General features: G+C 62.9%; 19 protein-coding genes. 5 read left to right on the top strand and 14 right to left on the bottom strand.

Going from position 1 to position 15,262, the window contains the following annotated elements; translation table 11 throughout:
• Nucleotides 1–725: 725 nt before the first annotated feature.
• The 4 genes from CHB96_RS05440 to CHB96_RS05455 form a co-directional block, all read right to left on the bottom strand.
• Nucleotides 726–2,294, bottom strand: a complete 1,569-nt coding sequence (locus CHB96_RS05440) for a PP2C family protein-serine/threonine phosphatase (protein ID WP_245865252.1) — start codon at nucleotides 2,292–2,294, stop codon at nucleotides 726–728.
• 127 nt (nucleotides 2,295–2,421) lie between these two features.
• Entirely contained in the window at nucleotides 2,422–2,847 is a 426-nt protein-coding gene (locus tag CHB96_RS05445) for an ATP-binding protein (protein WP_089243770.1), read from the bottom strand.
• The gene (locus CHB96_RS05450) at nucleotides 2,844–3,227 is read right to left on the bottom strand and encodes an STAS domain-containing protein (protein ID WP_089243772.1); all 384 of its coding nucleotides are present in this window, start codon (nucleotides 3,225–3,227) and stop codon (nucleotides 2,844–2,846) included. Before CHB96_RS05450 ends, CHB96_RS05445 begins: the two co-directional genes overlap by 4 nt.
• A gap of 43 nt (nucleotides 3,228–3,270) precedes the next feature.
• Nucleotides 3,271–3,765 (bottom strand): pyridoxamine 5'-phosphate oxidase family protein, encoded by a 495-nt coding sequence (locus CHB96_RS05455; RefSeq protein WP_089243774.1) that lies wholly within the window; start codon nucleotides 3,763–3,765, stop codon nucleotides 3,271–3,273.
• A 194-nt stretch (nucleotides 3,766–3,959) separates the two neighbouring features.
• Here CHB96_RS05455 and glsA point away from each other — a divergent pair, with 194 nt between their 5' ends.
• From glsA to CHB96_RS05465, 3 genes are read left to right on the top strand one after another with little or no spacing between them, the layout of a single operon-like run.
• Nucleotides 3,960–5,150, top strand: a complete 1,191-nt coding sequence (glsA, locus tag CHB96_RS05460; RefSeq protein ID WP_089243945.1) for a glutaminase A — start codon at nucleotides 3,960–3,962, stop codon at nucleotides 5,148–5,150.
• A gap of 58 nt (nucleotides 5,151–5,208) precedes the next feature.
• Nucleotides 5,209–5,364, top strand: coding sequence for a hypothetical protein (locus CHB96_RS29580; RefSeq protein ID WP_176444146.1), 156 nt, complete (start codon nucleotides 5,209–5,211; stop codon nucleotides 5,362–5,364).
• The gene (locus CHB96_RS05465) at nucleotides 5,357–5,809 is read left to right on the top strand and encodes a hypothetical protein (protein ID WP_089243776.1); all 453 of its coding nucleotides are present in this window, start codon (nucleotides 5,357–5,359) and stop codon (nucleotides 5,807–5,809) included. Before CHB96_RS29580 ends, CHB96_RS05465 begins: the two co-directional genes overlap by 8 nt.
• A 128-nt stretch (nucleotides 5,810–5,937) precedes the next feature.
• Here CHB96_RS05465 and CHB96_RS05470 read toward each other — a convergent pair whose 3' ends face one another.
• The 7 genes from CHB96_RS05470 to CHB96_RS05500 form a co-directional block, all read right to left on the bottom strand.
• Entirely contained in the window at nucleotides 5,938–6,129 is a 192-nt protein-coding gene (locus CHB96_RS05470; protein WP_141136437.1) for a hypothetical protein, read from the bottom strand.
• 79 nt (nucleotides 6,130–6,208) lie between these two features.
• The gene (locus CHB96_RS29585) at nucleotides 6,209–6,598 is read right to left on the bottom strand and encodes an STAS domain-containing protein (protein ID WP_176444147.1); all 390 of its coding nucleotides are present in this window, start codon (nucleotides 6,596–6,598) and stop codon (nucleotides 6,209–6,211) included.
• Between the two features lie 451 nt (nucleotides 6,599–7,049).
• Complete coding sequence (locus CHB96_RS05480) at nucleotides 7,050–7,781, bottom strand: GAF and ANTAR domain-containing protein (RefSeq protein ID WP_245865254.1); 732 nt, start codon at nucleotides 7,779–7,781, stop codon at nucleotides 7,050–7,052.
• A gap of 449 nt (nucleotides 7,782–8,230) precedes the next feature.
• A complete protein-coding gene (locus tag CHB96_RS05485; RefSeq protein ID WP_176444148.1) occupies nucleotides 8,231–8,749 on the bottom strand; it encodes a VOC family protein in 519 nt (172 codons plus the stop codon).
• A 4-nt stretch (nucleotides 8,750–8,753) separates the two neighbouring features.
• Nucleotides 8,754–9,119: a nucleoside triphosphate pyrophosphohydrolase family protein gene (locus tag CHB96_RS05490; protein WP_089243784.1), complete on the bottom strand. Its 366-nt coding sequence runs from the start codon at nucleotides 9,117–9,119 to the stop codon at nucleotides 8,754–8,756.
• Nucleotides 9,116–9,958 carry a helix-turn-helix transcriptional regulator gene (locus tag CHB96_RS05495; protein WP_089243786.1) on the bottom strand — a complete coding sequence of 281 codons (843 nt, stop codon included), beginning with the start codon at nucleotides 9,956–9,958 and terminating at the stop codon, nucleotides 9,116–9,118. Before CHB96_RS05495 ends, CHB96_RS05490 begins: the two co-directional genes overlap by 4 nt.
• A gap of 67 nt (nucleotides 9,959–10,025) precedes the next feature.
• Entirely contained in the window at nucleotides 10,026–10,394 is a 369-nt protein-coding gene (locus tag CHB96_RS05500; RefSeq protein WP_089243788.1) for a nuclear transport factor 2 family protein, read from the bottom strand.
• Between the two features lie 175 nt (nucleotides 10,395–10,569).
• Here CHB96_RS05500 and CHB96_RS05505 point away from each other — a divergent pair, with 175 nt between their 5' ends.
• Both CHB96_RS05505 and CHB96_RS05510 read left to right on the top strand, forming a co-directional pair.
• Nucleotides 10,570–11,313, top strand: coding sequence for an SDR family NAD(P)-dependent oxidoreductase (locus CHB96_RS05505; protein ID WP_089243789.1), 744 nt, complete (start codon nucleotides 10,570–10,572; stop codon nucleotides 11,311–11,313).
• 16 nt (nucleotides 11,314–11,329) lie between these two features.
• On the top strand, nucleotides 11,330–12,316 hold the full coding sequence (locus CHB96_RS05510; RefSeq protein ID WP_089243947.1) for a saccharopine dehydrogenase NADP-binding domain-containing protein: 987 nt from the start codon (nucleotides 11,330–11,332) through the stop codon (nucleotides 12,314–12,316).
• Nucleotides 12,317–12,361: 45 nt separating this feature from the next.
• On the opposite strand, the gene CHB96_RS05515 is transcribed toward CHB96_RS05510, so the two are convergent.
• The 3 genes from CHB96_RS05515 to CHB96_RS05525 all read right to left on the bottom strand — a co-directional run bounded on the left by CHB96_RS05515 (nucleotide 12,362) and on the right by CHB96_RS05525 (nucleotide 15,220).
• A complete protein-coding gene (locus CHB96_RS05515) occupies nucleotides 12,362–13,201 on the bottom strand; it encodes a helix-turn-helix transcriptional regulator (RefSeq protein ID WP_089243791.1) in 840 nt (279 codons plus the stop codon).
• Between the two features lie 46 nt (nucleotides 13,202–13,247).
• Nucleotides 13,248–13,745, bottom strand: a complete 498-nt coding sequence (locus CHB96_RS05520) for a nuclear transport factor 2 family protein (protein ID WP_217899923.1) — start codon at nucleotides 13,743–13,745, stop codon at nucleotides 13,248–13,250.
• Between the two features lie 563 nt (nucleotides 13,746–14,308).
• Entirely contained in the window at nucleotides 14,309–15,220 is a 912-nt protein-coding gene (locus tag CHB96_RS05525; RefSeq protein ID WP_089243793.1) for a hypothetical protein, read from the bottom strand.
• Nucleotides 15,221–15,262: the final 42 nt, after the last annotated feature.

Here is a 15,262-nt window from a genome sequence, read left to right on the forward strand (position 1 = left end):
ATTTGGTTCAGGTGGCCGAGTCCCGGCTGTACGGTGGTCGCACGGTATCTGTGGCGTCGGCGGCGATCGCCACGCGCGGGAAAAGCTGTGGCACACCGGCATCGGTGGACGAGCATGGGCTTCACCGTCGTGCATCTCGCCGGGTGGGGAACACCAGCAGTACTGTAAGCGGCGCGCGGCAGCGAACAGTACTGCAAGCGTCCGCACCGACAGTCGAAGACGTCTCACCGGTGCTGACTCCGAGCTGTGGTCTCAACTGCCGAGCTGCGCTGCGGCTACCCGATCGAGCGTGCGGCAAACCCGGACACGGCACGCGCGCACTCTGCGAGCGAGAATGTCGACAGCCATTGCGTCCACTGATGCTCGGGCGGGATGCGCACCTCTGAACCGAGAACCCAGTCCCTGTCTCGCACGGGTGCATGCGGGCGTGAACCGTCTCACCGAGAGTGGTCCTTTCACGATGTCGGCGGGTAGACAGCGGCCCTGTGGACGCGGGTGATGCCGATCGACGCCGCGCAGTGGATGCTGGGGGCAAGGGATGCAGCCCGTTGGACGTGTCGTTGACATCGGCCATCGTGACTAGCGCCTTTCGCGCGACGTGAGACGATTGTGCACCCTCCGGGAAATCCGTACCTCAGGAGTCGAATCCGCAGCGGCGGTGTCCGGCTGCGATTGAACTGAGGTGAACGCGGGTATGGACGAGCCATGAATGTCGGAGATCGTTGTCATTTCACCGCAGGTGCCGCCACCGTCCTGGTGACCGTTGCGGATGTGCGCGATGACGGTCTCGTTTTGGTGCAGAACGAGGTCGCCGGGGCGGGCGCGTACTCGTTCCTCGTGCGAGCCGACATGCTGATCCCCGAGTTCCTCGGCCCGCTGACGCCCGACGTAGCGGCGGTCTGACGCCTGCGCGGCAGCCGCGATTCTTGATCCTGACGCCCCTGTCTCCGCTCAACTCGGTTCACCGGCGGGGACTCCGAGGGCCAACAGGGCGACGTCGTCTTGCAGACCTTTGCCGAAGCTCGCGAGTAGTTCGGCGAGGTGGTCGATGATGGTGTGTGCGGTGGTCGGTGCCTGTGCGGCCGCGAAGGCTTCGAGGGCTCCGTCGTCGTCGTAGCGGCCCGTCCGGGTCCGGTGACGGCTTCGGTGAGACCGTCGGTGTAGAGCGCCAGGACATCTCCAGGCTTCAGGGTGATGGACGCGGAGGTGAAGTGGGCGTCTGCGAAGGCGCCGACGAGTTGCCCGTGGTGGGTGTGCACGTAGTCGGCGGTGCCGTCGGCGCGCAGGTGCAGCGCAGGTGGATGGCCGCCGCTCGCGAGTCGGATCACCGCCCCGGTCTCGGTGGGGGTGATGGTGCCGTAGATGACGGTGCAGAACCGTGGGTCATCGCCCCGAAATTCGTGGTGCAGAACAGTATTCAAGTTCTCCAGCACGGCGATCGGGTCGCGGTCGAATACTGCGGCCGCGCGCAGGGTGTAGCGGGTGAGTGAGGTGACCGCGGCAGCGCCGGCGCCTTTGCCGCTGACGTCACCGAGGAAGAAGCCCCACGTAACCGCGTCGAGGGGGAAGACATCGTAGAAGTCTCCGCCGACCTCGTCGAGCGAGGCGGGATGGTAGAAACCGGCGACGTCGAGTCCAGTGGGCGCGGACAGGACCGGTGGCAGCAGGGTGCGCTGCAAGGTCGTCGCCAACAATTGAATCTGGGTGCGTTCGGCTTCGGCGGTCTTACGCGCGTCCTCGGATTCACCGAGTGCGAGTTGGGTGCGTCCCAGGGCGGCTTCGGCGTCGACTTGCGCGGCGTGCGCGATGTCGCGATCCGACACCAACGCGCTCTCTCGGATCAGTCGGTCGGCGTTCGAGTGCACCGAGATCGTCACGACTGCGCCGCCGGTGCTGGTGTGGTGCCGGTTGGCCATCAGTGAGACGGGCAGCCCCGCCGTCGATTCCGGAATGTGCAGGGCGGCAGGGGCTCCGATGGGGGGACCGTCCGTGCTTGCGGCGGCTGCGATCAGCATCGAGAGGGTTTCGACGCTGTCGTCGGTGAACAACTGCGCCGCAACTGTGTTCACGATGTCGTTTCGGTTACGCCCCACCACATCCAGCAACGTGGAATTGACGTAGAGAACCATCTCGGAGTCGGCATCGACGACGAGAATCCCGCACGGGGCCGTCTCGACGAGCTGCGCGGTGTCGACCAGGTGCACGATGTCTGCTGTCGGATCGGTGAGGGACCTGTCGCCGTCGGTCGGTGTACCGTCTTCCTGGCTGTCTGTCCGAGTGTGCTTGCCTGACATCAGAATTCACGTGCCTTCCTGTCGACATCACCGACCAGGACACCACGTGCGCTCGCGCGCGTCGACGACTCGGGTCCGGGGGTGCACCGGTCCACCTCGCCTGTGTTCACATGTCTGCGTCGCCGAGTCATGGTGCAGGTACTGCGGACAATGTCCAGGCCATGGTCACCACGGTGCCAGCCTCGGTGCTCTCGAGCTCGACGCGGTCACTGACGGCGTCGATGAGGGCGAGGCCGCGGCTGCGGTCCGGTGTCGGCGTGGGGGGCTGCCAGGTCCCGGTGTCGGCGATCGTGACGGTGAGAGTGTCCTGCTCGTGTATCGCGGTCAGCGTCATCTCCCCGCGATCCTGCGTGTGGGTGTAGGCGTGTTCGACGACGTTGGCGAGCGCTTCGTAGGTGGCCAGTTCGATCGAGTCGACGACCGTCTCGGGCACGCTGAGGTCGGATGCCCAGTGCCGGATCCGGCGCCGCAGGGTGGTCGCAGCCTCCGGAACGGCCGGGCCGCTGTAGGTCCACCGATGTGCGCCGGCGTCGTCTGCCGTGTTGCCGGTCATGACGGTGCCGCCTGCGTGTGGCCGCGGACGTGGGCCACCGCGGCGGGGAGATCATCGAAGGTCGCCATCATGCGGTCGATGCCGGACAACCGGATCGGTTGCACCACACGATTGTTCACCGCTACCAGCGCCATCACCGCAGTTGGCGGTAGGGAGTCGCGGGTACGTACGAGTTCGGTGATCGCACTCGAGGACAGGAACCGCACCCCGGTCAGGTCGACGACCAGTCCGTCGTTCGCTGATGCTGCGACCGGTTGCGCGTATGCGGCGAGGTCGTTCACGGTCGATATGTCGAGTTCTCCGTCGACGGTCATCACTACCACCTGTCCGTCCTGTGTCACCTGCGCGTGAAACTGCGTGCCTGGCAGTTCGTCGGTCATAGATACTGTCTTTCGGTTCCAGGGAGTGGCAATAGTTTTGGGTTTATAGGTCGACGGTGTCGTTGGTGCCGACATCCGGCTTCTCGCCCGTGATCCGCGATTTCGCGTAGGCGATCAGTGTGGAGACTTTCGATCCTGGGGCGGACCAGTATTCGGCGCCTTCGGCGTGGACCTTGATCAGGACCACCTCGCCCGATTCGGGGCCGCCGTCGAACCAGGCCGCGGCCGCCTTGTTCCACAGGTCCTTCTTCTTGTCTTCGTCGTCGACGATCTCTGCTGTGCCGGAGAGGGATACCCAGGATGTTCCGGATTGGAAGGAGATGTTGACGGAGCTGTCGGCGCGCACGTCTTGTACTTTGCGGGAGGCGTTGCGGGCGAAGAACCACAGGTCGCCGTCGAACTCGGTCTCTTGCAGCGCCATCGGGCGCGAGAGTAGGTGCCCATCGCGTCCGGTAGTGGTGAACATGCACAGCTTCGATTCGCTCATCAGCTCGGCGACTTTCGCGGCGCCGGCGGAACGATCCTCGGTGGAAGTCATGCCGATCTGCTTACCCGGCCCTGCATTCGGGAAACACTGTGCGTGTGCTGGACCGCGGTAGGCGAGGAAGGCTGCGGACGGAGCGACGATCGACCGTCGGCAGGGGAGGGTGGAGTGTCGTTGTGCCGCACAGGGTTCTGGGTACTGGATTCGATGGGGCCGTGGGTGGGTAGCTGCAGCGAATGTCGCCTCTGATGCAGTCACCGATTTGCCAGTATCTGGACAGAGTGCTGCGAGAGTGCGCTCACCTCGACGGCGGTGCTGTGCCGACCGGCAACGACGTGCTGGCGTCTGCCGACCCGGAGGTCTTCGGTGTCGCGTTGGCGACGGTCGGTGGCTCGCTCTACACCGCAGGTGACGCCGGCACAGAGTTCTCGATCCAGTCCATCTCCAAAGCGTTGACCTACGCGTTGGCGTTGGACGATCACGGACTGGACACAGTGCTCGACGTCGTCGACGTCGAACCGTCCGGCGATTCGTTCAACGAGATCTCGTTGGAACCCGGTACCGGGCGGCCCCGCAACGCCTTGATCAACGCAGGCGCTCTAGCCGTGCATTCGATGGTCCGCGCCGAGTCGGCGATAGACCGTGTCGAGCGAATCCGCGCCGTGCACAGCGCGCTCGCCGGCCGCGAACTCGAGATCGACGAGAAGGTCCGGCGGGCGGAACTGGCGAGCGATGACCGAAACACCGGCATTGCACATCTGCTGCGTGCGGTCGACAAGCTCGGCGCCGATCCCCTCGACGTCGTCGAGGGATACGCGGGCCAGTGCGCGATCTCCGCCAATTGCCGTGATCTCGCGACGATCGCGGCGGTGCTCGCGAACGGCGGCATCGATCCCGCGACAGGTGATCGGCTCCTCGATGCCAGGATCACCCGGCATGTTCTGGCCACCATGGCCACGTGCGGGATGTACGACGGGAGCGGGAACTGGATGTCGAGCGTCGGCATTCCAGCGAAAAGCGGTGTGGCAGGGGCGATCATCGGTGTCCTGCCGGGCCAGGTCGGTATCGCGGTCATCTCACCTCGGCTGAATGATCACGGCAACAGTGTCCGCGGTGTGGCTGTGTTCGAACGGCTCTCGCGCGATCTGGAACTACACATGATGCACACCAGCGCCACTGGGCAATCGGCCGTCCGGTCGATCGAGCAGCGAGACGACGCGACGGTGTTCGAACTGCAGGGCGATCTGCGGTTCGCGGGGGCGGAGTCGATTCTTGCCGAGCTCACTGCCGGGTTCACCGACGGTCACCGGATCGAGTTGTCCTTCGAGCATGTCCGGGCCGTCGACGACGCTGCCCGGGCACTGCTGGCAGAGGTCATCGACCGGCTCGATGCCGACGGGCATCGCGTGTCGGTGTCCGACCCGAAGCACCTCATGTGAGCCTGCACCGTCGCGGGTGCTGGGCGCGCGCGTTTCGGCGGCGGTCTAGGATCGAGTCATGTTAGGACTCATAGGTTTTCTTCTCGTTCTCTGGCTGGTGTTCGCGATTCTGGGTTTCGTCGTCAAAGGGTTGTTGTGGTTGGCGATCGTCGGCATCGTGCTGTTCGTGGCGACCGCTGCGTGGGGTTGGGTGAAGCGAAGCACCCGTGCCTGACACCGCGCCGCAGCGTGTCCGGTTCCCGCGGACTCTGCGGCAGGTCGACCCGGCGCGACGGGGTGTGGTGTTGGCGTGGCTGGCGTTCACGCTTACCTTCGGTGGCGCGCGTCTGGTCACCTGGTTGATCCAGATCGACACCAGCAACGTCGGCGACGTCAGCGCCGGCGGAGTGCATCTGCATCACTATCTGTGGGGGATCCTGCTGCTGGCAGCGGTTGCGGTGTTCGGGTTGGTCGATCGAAGCCCGAAAGCGCGGTCCTGGATGGGAATTGCGCTCGGTATCGCTCTCGGTTTGATCGTCGACGAGGCAGCTCTGTTGATCACGCTGCAGGATGTGTACTGGCACAGCGAAGGATGGTCCTCGATCGCCATCGCCATCTCGGTGATCGCCGTGGGAGGCACCGCCCTCGTACTGACACGCAGCGGAGCAGAAAAGCCATAGTTCGCGGTGATCGCGGAGTGCTTGGGCATCGAATACTGCCTTCACCACCCGTTCGATGATGTTGCGGCCCAGAATGTTTACAGCTCGAATGTCGATTTCGACGTCAGGTGAGGTAGGGGCGGGCTCCACTACCGCAGTCTGCGGTAGCGGAGCAGTCCCATGGCCGCGGCTACGACACACGCGACAGCAGCGGCGCCTGCCCGCACCACCAGGCTTGTTGCCGCGAGAACGATTGCCGCAACGAGTGCTATCAGGGCGAGTGACAGATACGCGTAGGTCGGCCACAGTGGTGAGTCCACCAGAACCGTTGTCGCAGGCACGCGTTCGACAGCGCCGTCGTGGACAGCGTCGTCGACAGTAGCCTCGCCCGAACGTGATGACTGTGAGGCTGTTTCGGTGTCAGGCGGCATGAGACTGCCAGGCGGAGGCGAACGTAGGTACCGAGAGCAGCTGTGCTGCACCGAGGGCGGTGAACACTACCTCTACCGCTCGGTTCGGTGCGAACAAGCGCAGCCTGCCGTGGGAATCGTGGGCGGCGTCGATGAGCGCATTGGCTGCGCCGGAGTACAGGAACGTGACACCGGAGAGGTCCACGTCCGTTGCCGCGTCACCGGCCGCGAGGTCGGCGAGGGTGTCGGTCAGCTCGGCCAGTGTCGTCATGTCGAACTCACCGCGCAGGCGCAACACCGTGTAGGCGGGGGAGTACTTCTCGACGTCGATACCGTAGCGCCGGGTTGCGTCCGATACGTCGACGAGATCGTCGTGGAACACCACGGTTGCAGTGGTCATGAGTGGCCCCTTCCTTCGCACGATTACACACACATATGTCGAGGGTGGACTGCGCAGTCCACCGTCGTCGAGAAGGATCTTGCCAAGCGAACGTCTCCGGATCACTTCCCGAACCATCACGGTACGAAATCCGAACGGCAACGGAACGATAACGGCACCTGTCTGGCGTTGGTGAGGGCGGACCCGGTGGGTGCGGGCCGAAACTCCCGCAGTGTGCCCGTCATTGCAATTACCGAACACCCGTGGGTAACAGCGTAGTTCGATGCTCTCGGTGTCCATGGGACCGAGATACGGAAGTCCAGAAACACACCCGAGAGGCAATGGAGCGGCGTTGCCGGTGTCTCGACAACGCCGCCGCGCGGTGATCGCGCAGGGGTGAACAGGCGGCGCCGATGACGATCGTTGCCTCGCTGTACCGGGTCTGAAACACCGGACGACAGGTCGGACTGGCTCAGGTGGTGGATGTTCTGGGTGTGGTGGGGTGGTCGGCGTCGACGAGGGACTGCGCGATGGCGCGGAGTGGGATGTTCTGTTGCTGCGAGAGGGTCACCAACCAGTCGAATGCTTGCACTGCGTCGACGTCGTAGCGTTCCATGATCATGCCTTTGGCTTGGCCGATGATGTCGCGTGAGGCGAGCCCGGCCCGGAACTGTTCGCCGTCGCGGACTGCGAGCATCGCGATCGCTGCGTGCGCGGCCAGGGCTTCGCCGACGACGATCGCGTCGGGGTCGAATGCTTGGGTGGTGGTGCTGAAGAGCACCAGTGCTCCGACGTCGTCGCCGTTGCTGTAGAGCTGGAACGCAGCGAGCGACCGGATGCCTTCGTCGACGGCAGCGGACGCGAAATGTGGCCACCGCGCCTCCACGTCGAGGTCATCGGCGACGACGACGTCGAGGTGGCGGACTTCGCTGAGGATAGGACCTTCACTCATCTCGTATTGGCGTCGGCACAGTTTCTCGGCGAGGTCGCTGGTCGAGGCGACGATCGTCCGGGTGCCTTTGTCGACGGTGGCGATGGCGCCGCTGTCGGCGTGGTCGATCAACGTGATCGCGGAGGAGAGGATCTCGTCGAGAGTCTTGGGCATCGACCGCCGTAGATCGCGTAGTGAGCGGGCGAATTCGGCGAGCTGAGCCGTGAAGTCCGAAGACCGGTCGGCACTGCTCCGTTCAGGGGTATGTGTCACAGGCGTGTGCTTTCTTCACCAAGGACCCGCCGCGCACACGGCGCGCGGATACGAGTGTGGCGCGCCTGCTGCTGGACGCGCGGACACCGAAGCGTCCAGTTACCGAGCGACCAGTCTACTTCGATCCTCTCTGCCATAGGTATTCGACAGGGTCGGCACGTGATCCGCGCCCTCTTGTTCGGGCTGTCGTGTCAGGGCTTCCTGCCGGTGTTCGAAGTGGACGATTTCGGAACCGCTAGGCCTGGGTCGAAGTCGGTCATGGCCGCAACGGAATCAGTCACCTGATTCATCCCGAGGTCGATACGATGAACCCGCTGCGCGAAAAGCTGGACATCGACCTGTCCAGCGGCATGCTATTGGTGTCCGTCACGTGTCGCCGGAACTGGCGTCGGCAAAGACGTTGAACCTTCTGGGCACCCTCACCGCAGCCCCAGCGCGCGAGGAGGAGATCAGCGACCCAGCATCCACGCCCGTGCCGACCGATCCTCCGCAACCCAGCTCGACGACATCGTTACGCTCGGACCAGACCATGGGACCATCATCGAACCATGGCATCTTCGCCGATGCGTACCTTTATTTTTTCCGCTACTGGACATCTGTGTGATGCAGAACGGGTGTCCCGCAGGGTCTGTCAGGACCCGGCGGTTGGGGTCGGCAGGCTGGTCGTCGGACACGGTGGCGCCCAATACGACCAGTCGTTTTTGCGCTGTGTTGAGGTCGTCGACGCCGAGTTCGAGGTGAGCTTGTTTCTCGACTCCCGGCGATGGCCAGGTCGGGCGCTGGTATGTATCGAGCCGGTAGAACGCAAGACCGGTCCCGTCCAGGTCTCCGAGTAGAACGAAGTCGTCCGATTGTGTGGATATGGGCAGACCTACAGCCTGCTGATAGAACCGGGCGAGTTCGCGCGGATCGGGGCAGTCGAAGGTGACGGCGAGTACACGAGCCGGGAAAGCTTCTGCTGAAGTCATGGAGTTACGAGCTTCCTTCGTTTCCGACGGTGGCTGCCAGTCCTGCGTGGATTCGATCCATGGTGGCGCTGTAGGCGTCGGACATGTCGATGTCGAGTCGATCGGCGAGAACGAATATCCACCACAATGATTCGGCGAGTTTGTGTTTCAGCTGTTCGTCGACGTCGCCGTCGATCTCCCAGGTGCCGTCGTGCGCCAGGAGAAGCCTCCCTATGGTTCCGACGTCGTTAGAAAAGCCGATCATGAGCTCGTGGAGGGTCCAGGTCTTTCCGTTGAAACGCTGCTCGAGTACCTCGTACAGGGCCCTCACTTCCAGGGCGCGGTCCCGCGCAGAATCGAGGGAGATGGGATGGATTGTGTTGTCGGTCATGATGTTCCGTTCGTAGGTTCGGGATGTCGAAGGTTGCGGGTGGCGTCGATCGTCCCGAGGAGTGCCAGCGCGTCAGCACTCGGTGATCCTGCAAGGGCGGTGGCGACGATCAGTTGCTGACCGGGGGCGCCTCGGACGTCGAATGTGCGGTAGGACAGATATATTCGCCCTACGTCGGGGTGGTTGATCTTCATGTCGGGGATGGTCACTCCCGCGATGTTGGGGTCGCTCCACATGGCGGCAAAGGTGCCTGTTCGGCCGAGTCGGTCGATCAGCGCGGTGACCTCCGGGTGTGGTGATGGGTGCGCTGCCGCCGACCGCAGTGAGCTGACTGCGGCTTGGGCGACGGTATCCCAGTTCAGGAAATAGTGGTGTGCGGCAGGATGTGTGAAGACGTAGTGGAACGTCTGGTCGTACTGGTCGGCGCCGATCAATGCGGTTGCGACACGGTTCGCAGCGAGGACGCGGAAGGCCGGGTTCACGACATAGGCGGCGGCGGTCGGAAGGTTGTCCAACATCTGTTGTAGTTCGTGGTCGACTGCTTCCGTTACGACCTGGGGCGCAGTCAACCGTGCCAACCTGAATGCGATTCTGCGGGAATCGATTCCCATGTGCAGCGCGACGCAGATCGCATTCATCATCTGCGCTGCGGGTGCTCGTTCGCGGCCTTGTTCGAGTCGGGCGTAGTAGTCGACGCTGACACCGGCCAGGACCGCGACCTCTTCACGTCGAAGCCCTGCGACACGGCGTGATCCGACCAGTGGAAGGCCGACATCGACGGGTGTGATCCGGGCCCGCTGCGCGCGCAAGAACTGCCCGAGATCGTTGTCGTCCGTCATCGAATTGACGGTACGCGGGTGATGAGCATCGAGACAGGGTGCAGCGCACCCAGTCTCCGCAGCGTTCTCACGCTGACTGCTCGTTGAGCATATGGAACCTGCTGCACAGTCCGTCGTCGTCGAACTCGAGGGTCCACACGTTGTCGAAGTCGCCGAGTTCGCGGTAGCGCCCGAGTCCCGTCACCGTCGCCCGTCCGGGTGACATGGACGCGATCGTCCATTCGAAGGTCCATCCGCCGCTCTGCCAGGGCCAGCGGCTGCGCCACCCCGCGACGATGGCGTCACGGCCGATCCATGCTGTCTCGTAGGGTGTTTCGTGATATTCCGCTGCTGCACTGAACAGTGCTGCGATGTCGTCGGGGTCGTTGGTGGACCACGCGTGTACGTACGCTTCGATCCACTTCGTGAGCAAGGCGTCGTCGATGGTGTGAGTCATGATGCTCAGCCTCGTTGGTGGGTCGACCGCGGGGAAGGGTCTGCGAGCCTGGGTGCGGCGCACCCAGGCTGATGCACCCTTCCTCCCGTCTCGAAGTCGGGGTTGAGTCGTAGCCGATCGGTCGCACACCGATTGCGACACAACCATCTATGAAGAAGTTCTAGAGGAGTTCCACGTGAATATCGTTCTGATCACCGGTGGTAGCCGCGGCATCGGTGCCGCCACTGCACTCGAATGCGCCCGCCGCGGACTCGCCGTCATCCTCACCTACAACAACAACCCGGTGTCGGCGGAGAAGGTCGTCGCCGAGATAGTCGACGCGGGCGGTAGTGCTGTGGCGCTGGCACTCGACGTCTCGGACGCTTCGTCGTTTCCTGCGTTCCGGGACACGGTCGCTCGAACGTTGATCGATACGTGGGGCCGAACCGATTTCGACTATCTGGTCAACAACGCGGGCTACGGCGCGTACCACCCCTTCACGACGGTGACCGAAGAGGAGTTCGACGGTCTGTTCGCGGTCCATCTGAAGGGGCCGTTCTTTCTCACTCAGGCGCTCGAGCCCTTGATCGCCGACGGCGGGCACATCGTCAACATGGTCAGCGCAACATCGCGCGTCGCCACGGCCGGGGTAGCGCCCTATGCCAGCTTCAAAGGCGGCCTCGAAGTCCTCACTCGATACTTGGCGAAAGAATTGGGGGAGAGAGGAATTCGAGCGAACTCCGTCGCGCCTGGCCCTATTCGTACCGAGCTCGGTGGCGGCTTGAACGACGAATTCGAGGCTTTGCTGTCGTCGCAGACAGCGCTCGGCCGTGTCGGAGAACCAGCCGACGTCGCCGACGCCATCGCGGGACTTCTGTCTTCCGACAGCCGCTGGGTCAACGCGCAGTCGATCGAGATCGCCGGCGGCTATGTCATCTGACCACGAGCGCGGCACCATGAACACACTGATGATCTACGGCGCGACCGGATACACCGGACGGATGGCGGCCACGGAAGCTGCAGCGGCGGGGCTCAATCCCGTACTCGCTGGGCGCACCGAAGACACTCTCGCCGCGCTCGCTGCGGAATTGGGCCTGGAGCACCGGGTCTTCGGTCTCGACGATCCTTCCGAGATCGACAGCGCGCTGGGCGGTATCCGAGTCCTCCTGAACTGTGCGGGGCCGTACGCACGAACGGCAGAACCGTTGATGACCGCCGCAATTCGCGTCGGCGTCGACTATCTCGACGTCGCGGCCGAACTCGACAGCTATCACCTCGCCGGCACGCTCGAGTCCCAGGCGGTGACGGCGGGGGTCATGTTGCTGCCCGGTAGTGGAGGGAGTGTGGCGATGCTCGGCTCCCTCGCCGGGCATGCTGCCCGAGGTGTCGACGGGGATGTCGACCATGTGAGTATTGCTCTGCATGTCGCGGGATCGATGTCTCGCGGATCTGCGATCAGCGCGGCGGAGAATCTGACGGCGCAGTGTCTGCATCGGGTAAGCGGCGAGTTGGTCGAGCAGGATCCTTGGAGCACACGGATGTTCGATTTCGGCGACGGGCCTGCAACGTGTTTCCCGGTGACGCTCCCAGATCTGGTGTCACTGTGGAAGAGTACGAATGCGCCCAATATCGATACCTACGTTCATGTTTCGGGCGATGCGTTTCCCGACGGTGATCTTGCCGATTTGCCCGACGGTCCCACTCGGGAGGAACGAGAGGTGAACCGGTATCAGGCGTCGGTGACGGTGACTGGGCGCGGTGGGCAGGTCGTGAGCGCGATCCTCGACACTGTCAACGGATACACGTTCACACCGTTGGCTGCGATCGCTGCAGCGCGCCGCGTCCTGGCCGGGGAACGCACTTCCGGATTCCGGACTCCGGCAGATCTTTTCGGATACGAGTTCGCCGGGACCATCGCCGACACTCGAATAGTCGACCTGTGACATCCGAATGATCTGTTGACGCGCAAGTGCATTCGAACATTGATGTCAGGACGTCGACGTGTGTTGGCGTGCTGCAGCGGCCGTCCCCAGCAGTGCCAGTGCGTCGGCGCTGGGGGATCCGGCGGCCGCGGTAGCCACTGTCAGCTGCTGGCCGGGCGAGGTTCGTACGTCGAAGGTCTGGTATCTCAACTCCATGGTCCCCACGTCGGGGTGGCGAATTGTCTTGCGGGTCATCGATAGTCCTGCGACTGCCTGGTCGTCCCACAGTCCGCGGAAGGCGGGGCTGTCTTCGTACAGACCGGCGACGAGGGCAGTGACCTCGGGATGCGGAGGCACGAACCCACCTGCAAAACGTAACGCGCTCACCGCTGCTCGTGATACGTCGTCCCAATTGGCGTAGTACTCCTGAGCGACGGGGTCGAGGAAGATCGTGCTCAAGATGTTGCCGTCTCGCCGCACCGGGGCGATGAGTGCTGCCGCGGTGGTGTTCGCGGCGAGCACACGGAACGCTGCATTCGTGACATAGGCCGCCGCATACGGAAACGCGTCCATCGTGTCCAGTAGTTCTGGGTCGACGATGTCGTCGGTACGTGACACTTCGGGCGACAACCGGGCGAGTCGAAAGGCGTGATCGGATGCATCGGGCGCGAGGCGAAGCGCGCAGCACAGTGCATCCAGGACTTGAGCGGACGGTGAACGCTCGCGCCCCTGCTCGAGACGGGCGTAGTAGTCCGCGCTCACCCCGGCGAGTACGGCGACCTCTTCTCGGCGCAGACCCGGGACTCGGCGTCCGCCCACTGATGCGAGCCCTGCTTGTTGCGGTGTCATCCGACCGCGCTGCGCGCGCAGGAACTCACCCAACGGACTGTTCGACGTCGACACCATAAGTGAGAAGGCTACGCCGGTTCCGGCAGTCGTCGACCATCGAAGATCATGAACGGGATGCCGGGCCAGCGCTGCTCCGGTCGTCGGGGATGTAGTTGGCGTACGCCTCGATGCGAGTGATCAGGCCGGTGTCGTCGAAGCCGAAGTGCAGGGCTGCGTGTATCCCACCGCGTGTCCCGTCTGTGCCGACCACACGGACTACGTGTTGCTGAAGGACGCCGCCGGGTTCGGAGAATTGACGGATGATGTCGTAGCGGATCGATTCGTACCGACTGATTTGTCCGCGTACCCCGGTGAAATAGTCGTCGAGAGTCTCGTCGCCCTTACCGTCGTTGTGCCACACGGTTGCGGTATCAGCGCACAGTGCGCGCGCTGTCTGCCAATCGGATCTCTCCAACGCGCCGAGGTAGGTGAGGACGGTAAGCTTCAGATCTTGTGTGACTGTGGGTCGGATCGGCGGGTAGACCACATAATTGAAGGCGTGAGGTCTGTGATCCGGATAGCTAGCGGAATAGGGGGCAATGATGGCGATTGTCGGTGTCACACGATCCGCTGCCACTCTCCTGTGTAGTGCGATCGTCTGTCCGTCGCATCCCACCTCGGTCCGCGGCGGTTCAGGGCAGTTCGAAGCGATCAGCAAGGGCGCAGTTCGGTGTCACGAGGGTGTCACAAGTCGGTACGTTCGGAGATGTATGGGTTCGGACGTTGATGTACGAAAGCTGTTGTAAATAAACAAATATCGAGTCCTTTGAAGTTCAGGTGGATCCACTTCTAGGGACTTAAAATCCGCACAGTGTCGGTTCGAGTCCGACTGGGGGCACCATCGAGGTGCTGGTCAGAGGTGGTGTCGGACGTGAATGGACGTTCGAACAGCCGCGAGAGTGACACATATTGACACAACTCGAAATAACTGCTGGTTCTGGACGTGGGTGATCGTGGGTGGTCTCACCTGGTTGCACGGTCCAACTCGCTCAGGCGCGGAACTTGTCGGTGGAGCGTTTAGTTGTGTTGGCAAGCCGCAGGTTGTGCTGTCGGCAACTCGCAACAGCGACGACATCGCGATCGCGCAGATCTCCCGAGTGGAGATGAGGGTGGCTACGCTTGTCGCTACTCAGCGATGCCTGTTTCGTCGCCTGTCAGCAATTCTTTAAACCGGTAGATGGACTTCTTTTTGGAAGCAGTTTGCTCTGAAACTTTGATGCGGACGTATTTTCCGTACGCCAACTTCCCGCTATCTAGAAGGTCTGCTGGGACATCCTTTATGCGCCGCTTTCCTCTTCTTCCCGGGCTGACGATTTCGATCCATCCAGCATCGCTCAAGCCTCGCACGTTGCCCGCGATGACCTGATTGTCTAAGAGTTTCTCTCGGTGTGCGAAGAATCTGATCGCATCAGAACGTCCACGCTTCGTCAGCGACGAGTGCAGTCGATCGCCGTTGGTGACAAATGCGTCAACTTCCACATCGGCGTGAAACTCGTCGAGCGCTACCACGAACTTTCGAACTGATTCGAGGAGGGCGTCAGGTTTTTGCAAGAGACTTGCCCACGCGTCTCCTTGTTCAAAGTCGTCGTGCAGGCCGAGGACGGTACTTAACGCTTCCTCGAATGCATCCGGCATCAGATGGGGTGTCAGGGACTGGTCAGCTGGTCCCGCGATGCGAGGTCTGAGGTGGACGACAACACTACCTTCGCTGATTCCTGAAATGCTGAGGTCCGCTGCTCCCGATTCGGCCTGCACAGCAGGCATTGCAGCTTGCAGCTCAGCTTGAAACTTCTTGATCAGGCTGCTCATATCTGCGCTTAAGGATCCACCCTCAAGGACATCCCCTCCGGAGAACCGCAGGTCGATCAAACCGGGGAGGGACGCAGCGAGGTCTAGGCCACGCAGCGACTGGGCAAGTGACTTTCTGGCGCTTGCGATCAAGTCGACGTCATCGTCGACGTCTTGTCCAAGCCAGCTAGGAAGATGAACCGTCTCGGGTTTGATGCCGCTTCGTCCTTTGTGAAGGATGAAGCACATGTCGAAGCGTTACCCGCCCGAGCAACGTGAGCGAGCAGTGAA

The organism is Rhodococcoides kyotonense, assembly GCF_900188125.1.
Taxonomy (GTDB): domain Bacteria; phylum Actinomycetota; class Actinomycetes; order Mycobacteriales; family Mycobacteriaceae; genus Rhodococcoides; species Rhodococcoides kyotonense.

Coding starts and splice junctions, on each gene's coding strand:
- CHB96_RS05485 (WP_176444148.1), bottom strand. CDS start 8,749: ATGACTTCAGCAGAAGCTTTCCCGGCTCGTGTACTCGCCGTCACCTTC.
- CHB96_RS05515 (WP_089243791.1), bottom strand. CDS start 13,201: ATGGTGTCGACGTCGAACAGTCCGTTGGGTGAGTTCCTGCGCGCGCAG.
- CHB96_RS05500 (WP_089243788.1), bottom strand. CDS start 10,394: ATGACTCACACCATCGACGACGCCTTGCTCACGAAGTGGATCGAAGCG.
- CHB96_RS05525 (WP_089243793.1), bottom strand. CDS start 15,220: ATGTGCTTCATCCTTCACAAAGGACGAAGCGGCATCAAACCCGAGACG.
- CHB96_RS05440 (WP_245865252.1), bottom strand. CDS start 2,294: ATGTCAGGCAAGCACACTCGGACAGACAGCCAGGAAGACGGTACACCG.
- glsA (WP_089243945.1), top strand. CDS start 3,960: ATGCAGTCACCGATTTGCCAGTATCTGGACAGAGTGCTGCGAGAGTGC.
- CHB96_RS05455 (WP_089243774.1), bottom strand. CDS start 3,765: ATGACTTCCACCGAGGATCGTTCCGCCGGCGCCGCGAAAGTCGCCGAG.
- CHB96_RS05450 (WP_089243772.1), bottom strand. CDS start 3,227: ATGACCGACGAACTGCCAGGCACGCAGTTTCACGCGCAGGTGACACAG.
- CHB96_RS29585 (WP_176444147.1), bottom strand. CDS start 6,598: ATGACCACTGCAACCGTGGTGTTCCACGACGATCTCGTCGACGTATCG.
- CHB96_RS05495 (WP_089243786.1), bottom strand. CDS start 9,958: ATGACGGACGACAACGATCTCGGGCAGTTCTTGCGCGCGCAGCGGGCC.
- CHB96_RS05510 (WP_089243947.1), top strand. CDS start 11,330: ATGAACACACTGATGATCTACGGCGCGACCGGATACACCGGACGGATG.
- CHB96_RS05490 (WP_089243784.1), bottom strand. CDS start 9,119: ATGACCGACAACACAATCCATCCCATCTCCCTCGATTCTGCGCGGGAC.
- CHB96_RS05445 (WP_089243770.1), bottom strand. CDS start 2,847: ATGACCGGCAACACGGCAGACGACGCCGGCGCACATCGGTGGACCTAC.
- CHB96_RS29580 (WP_176444146.1), top strand. CDS start 5,209: ATGTTAGGACTCATAGGTTTTCTTCTCGTTCTCTGGCTGGTGTTCGCG.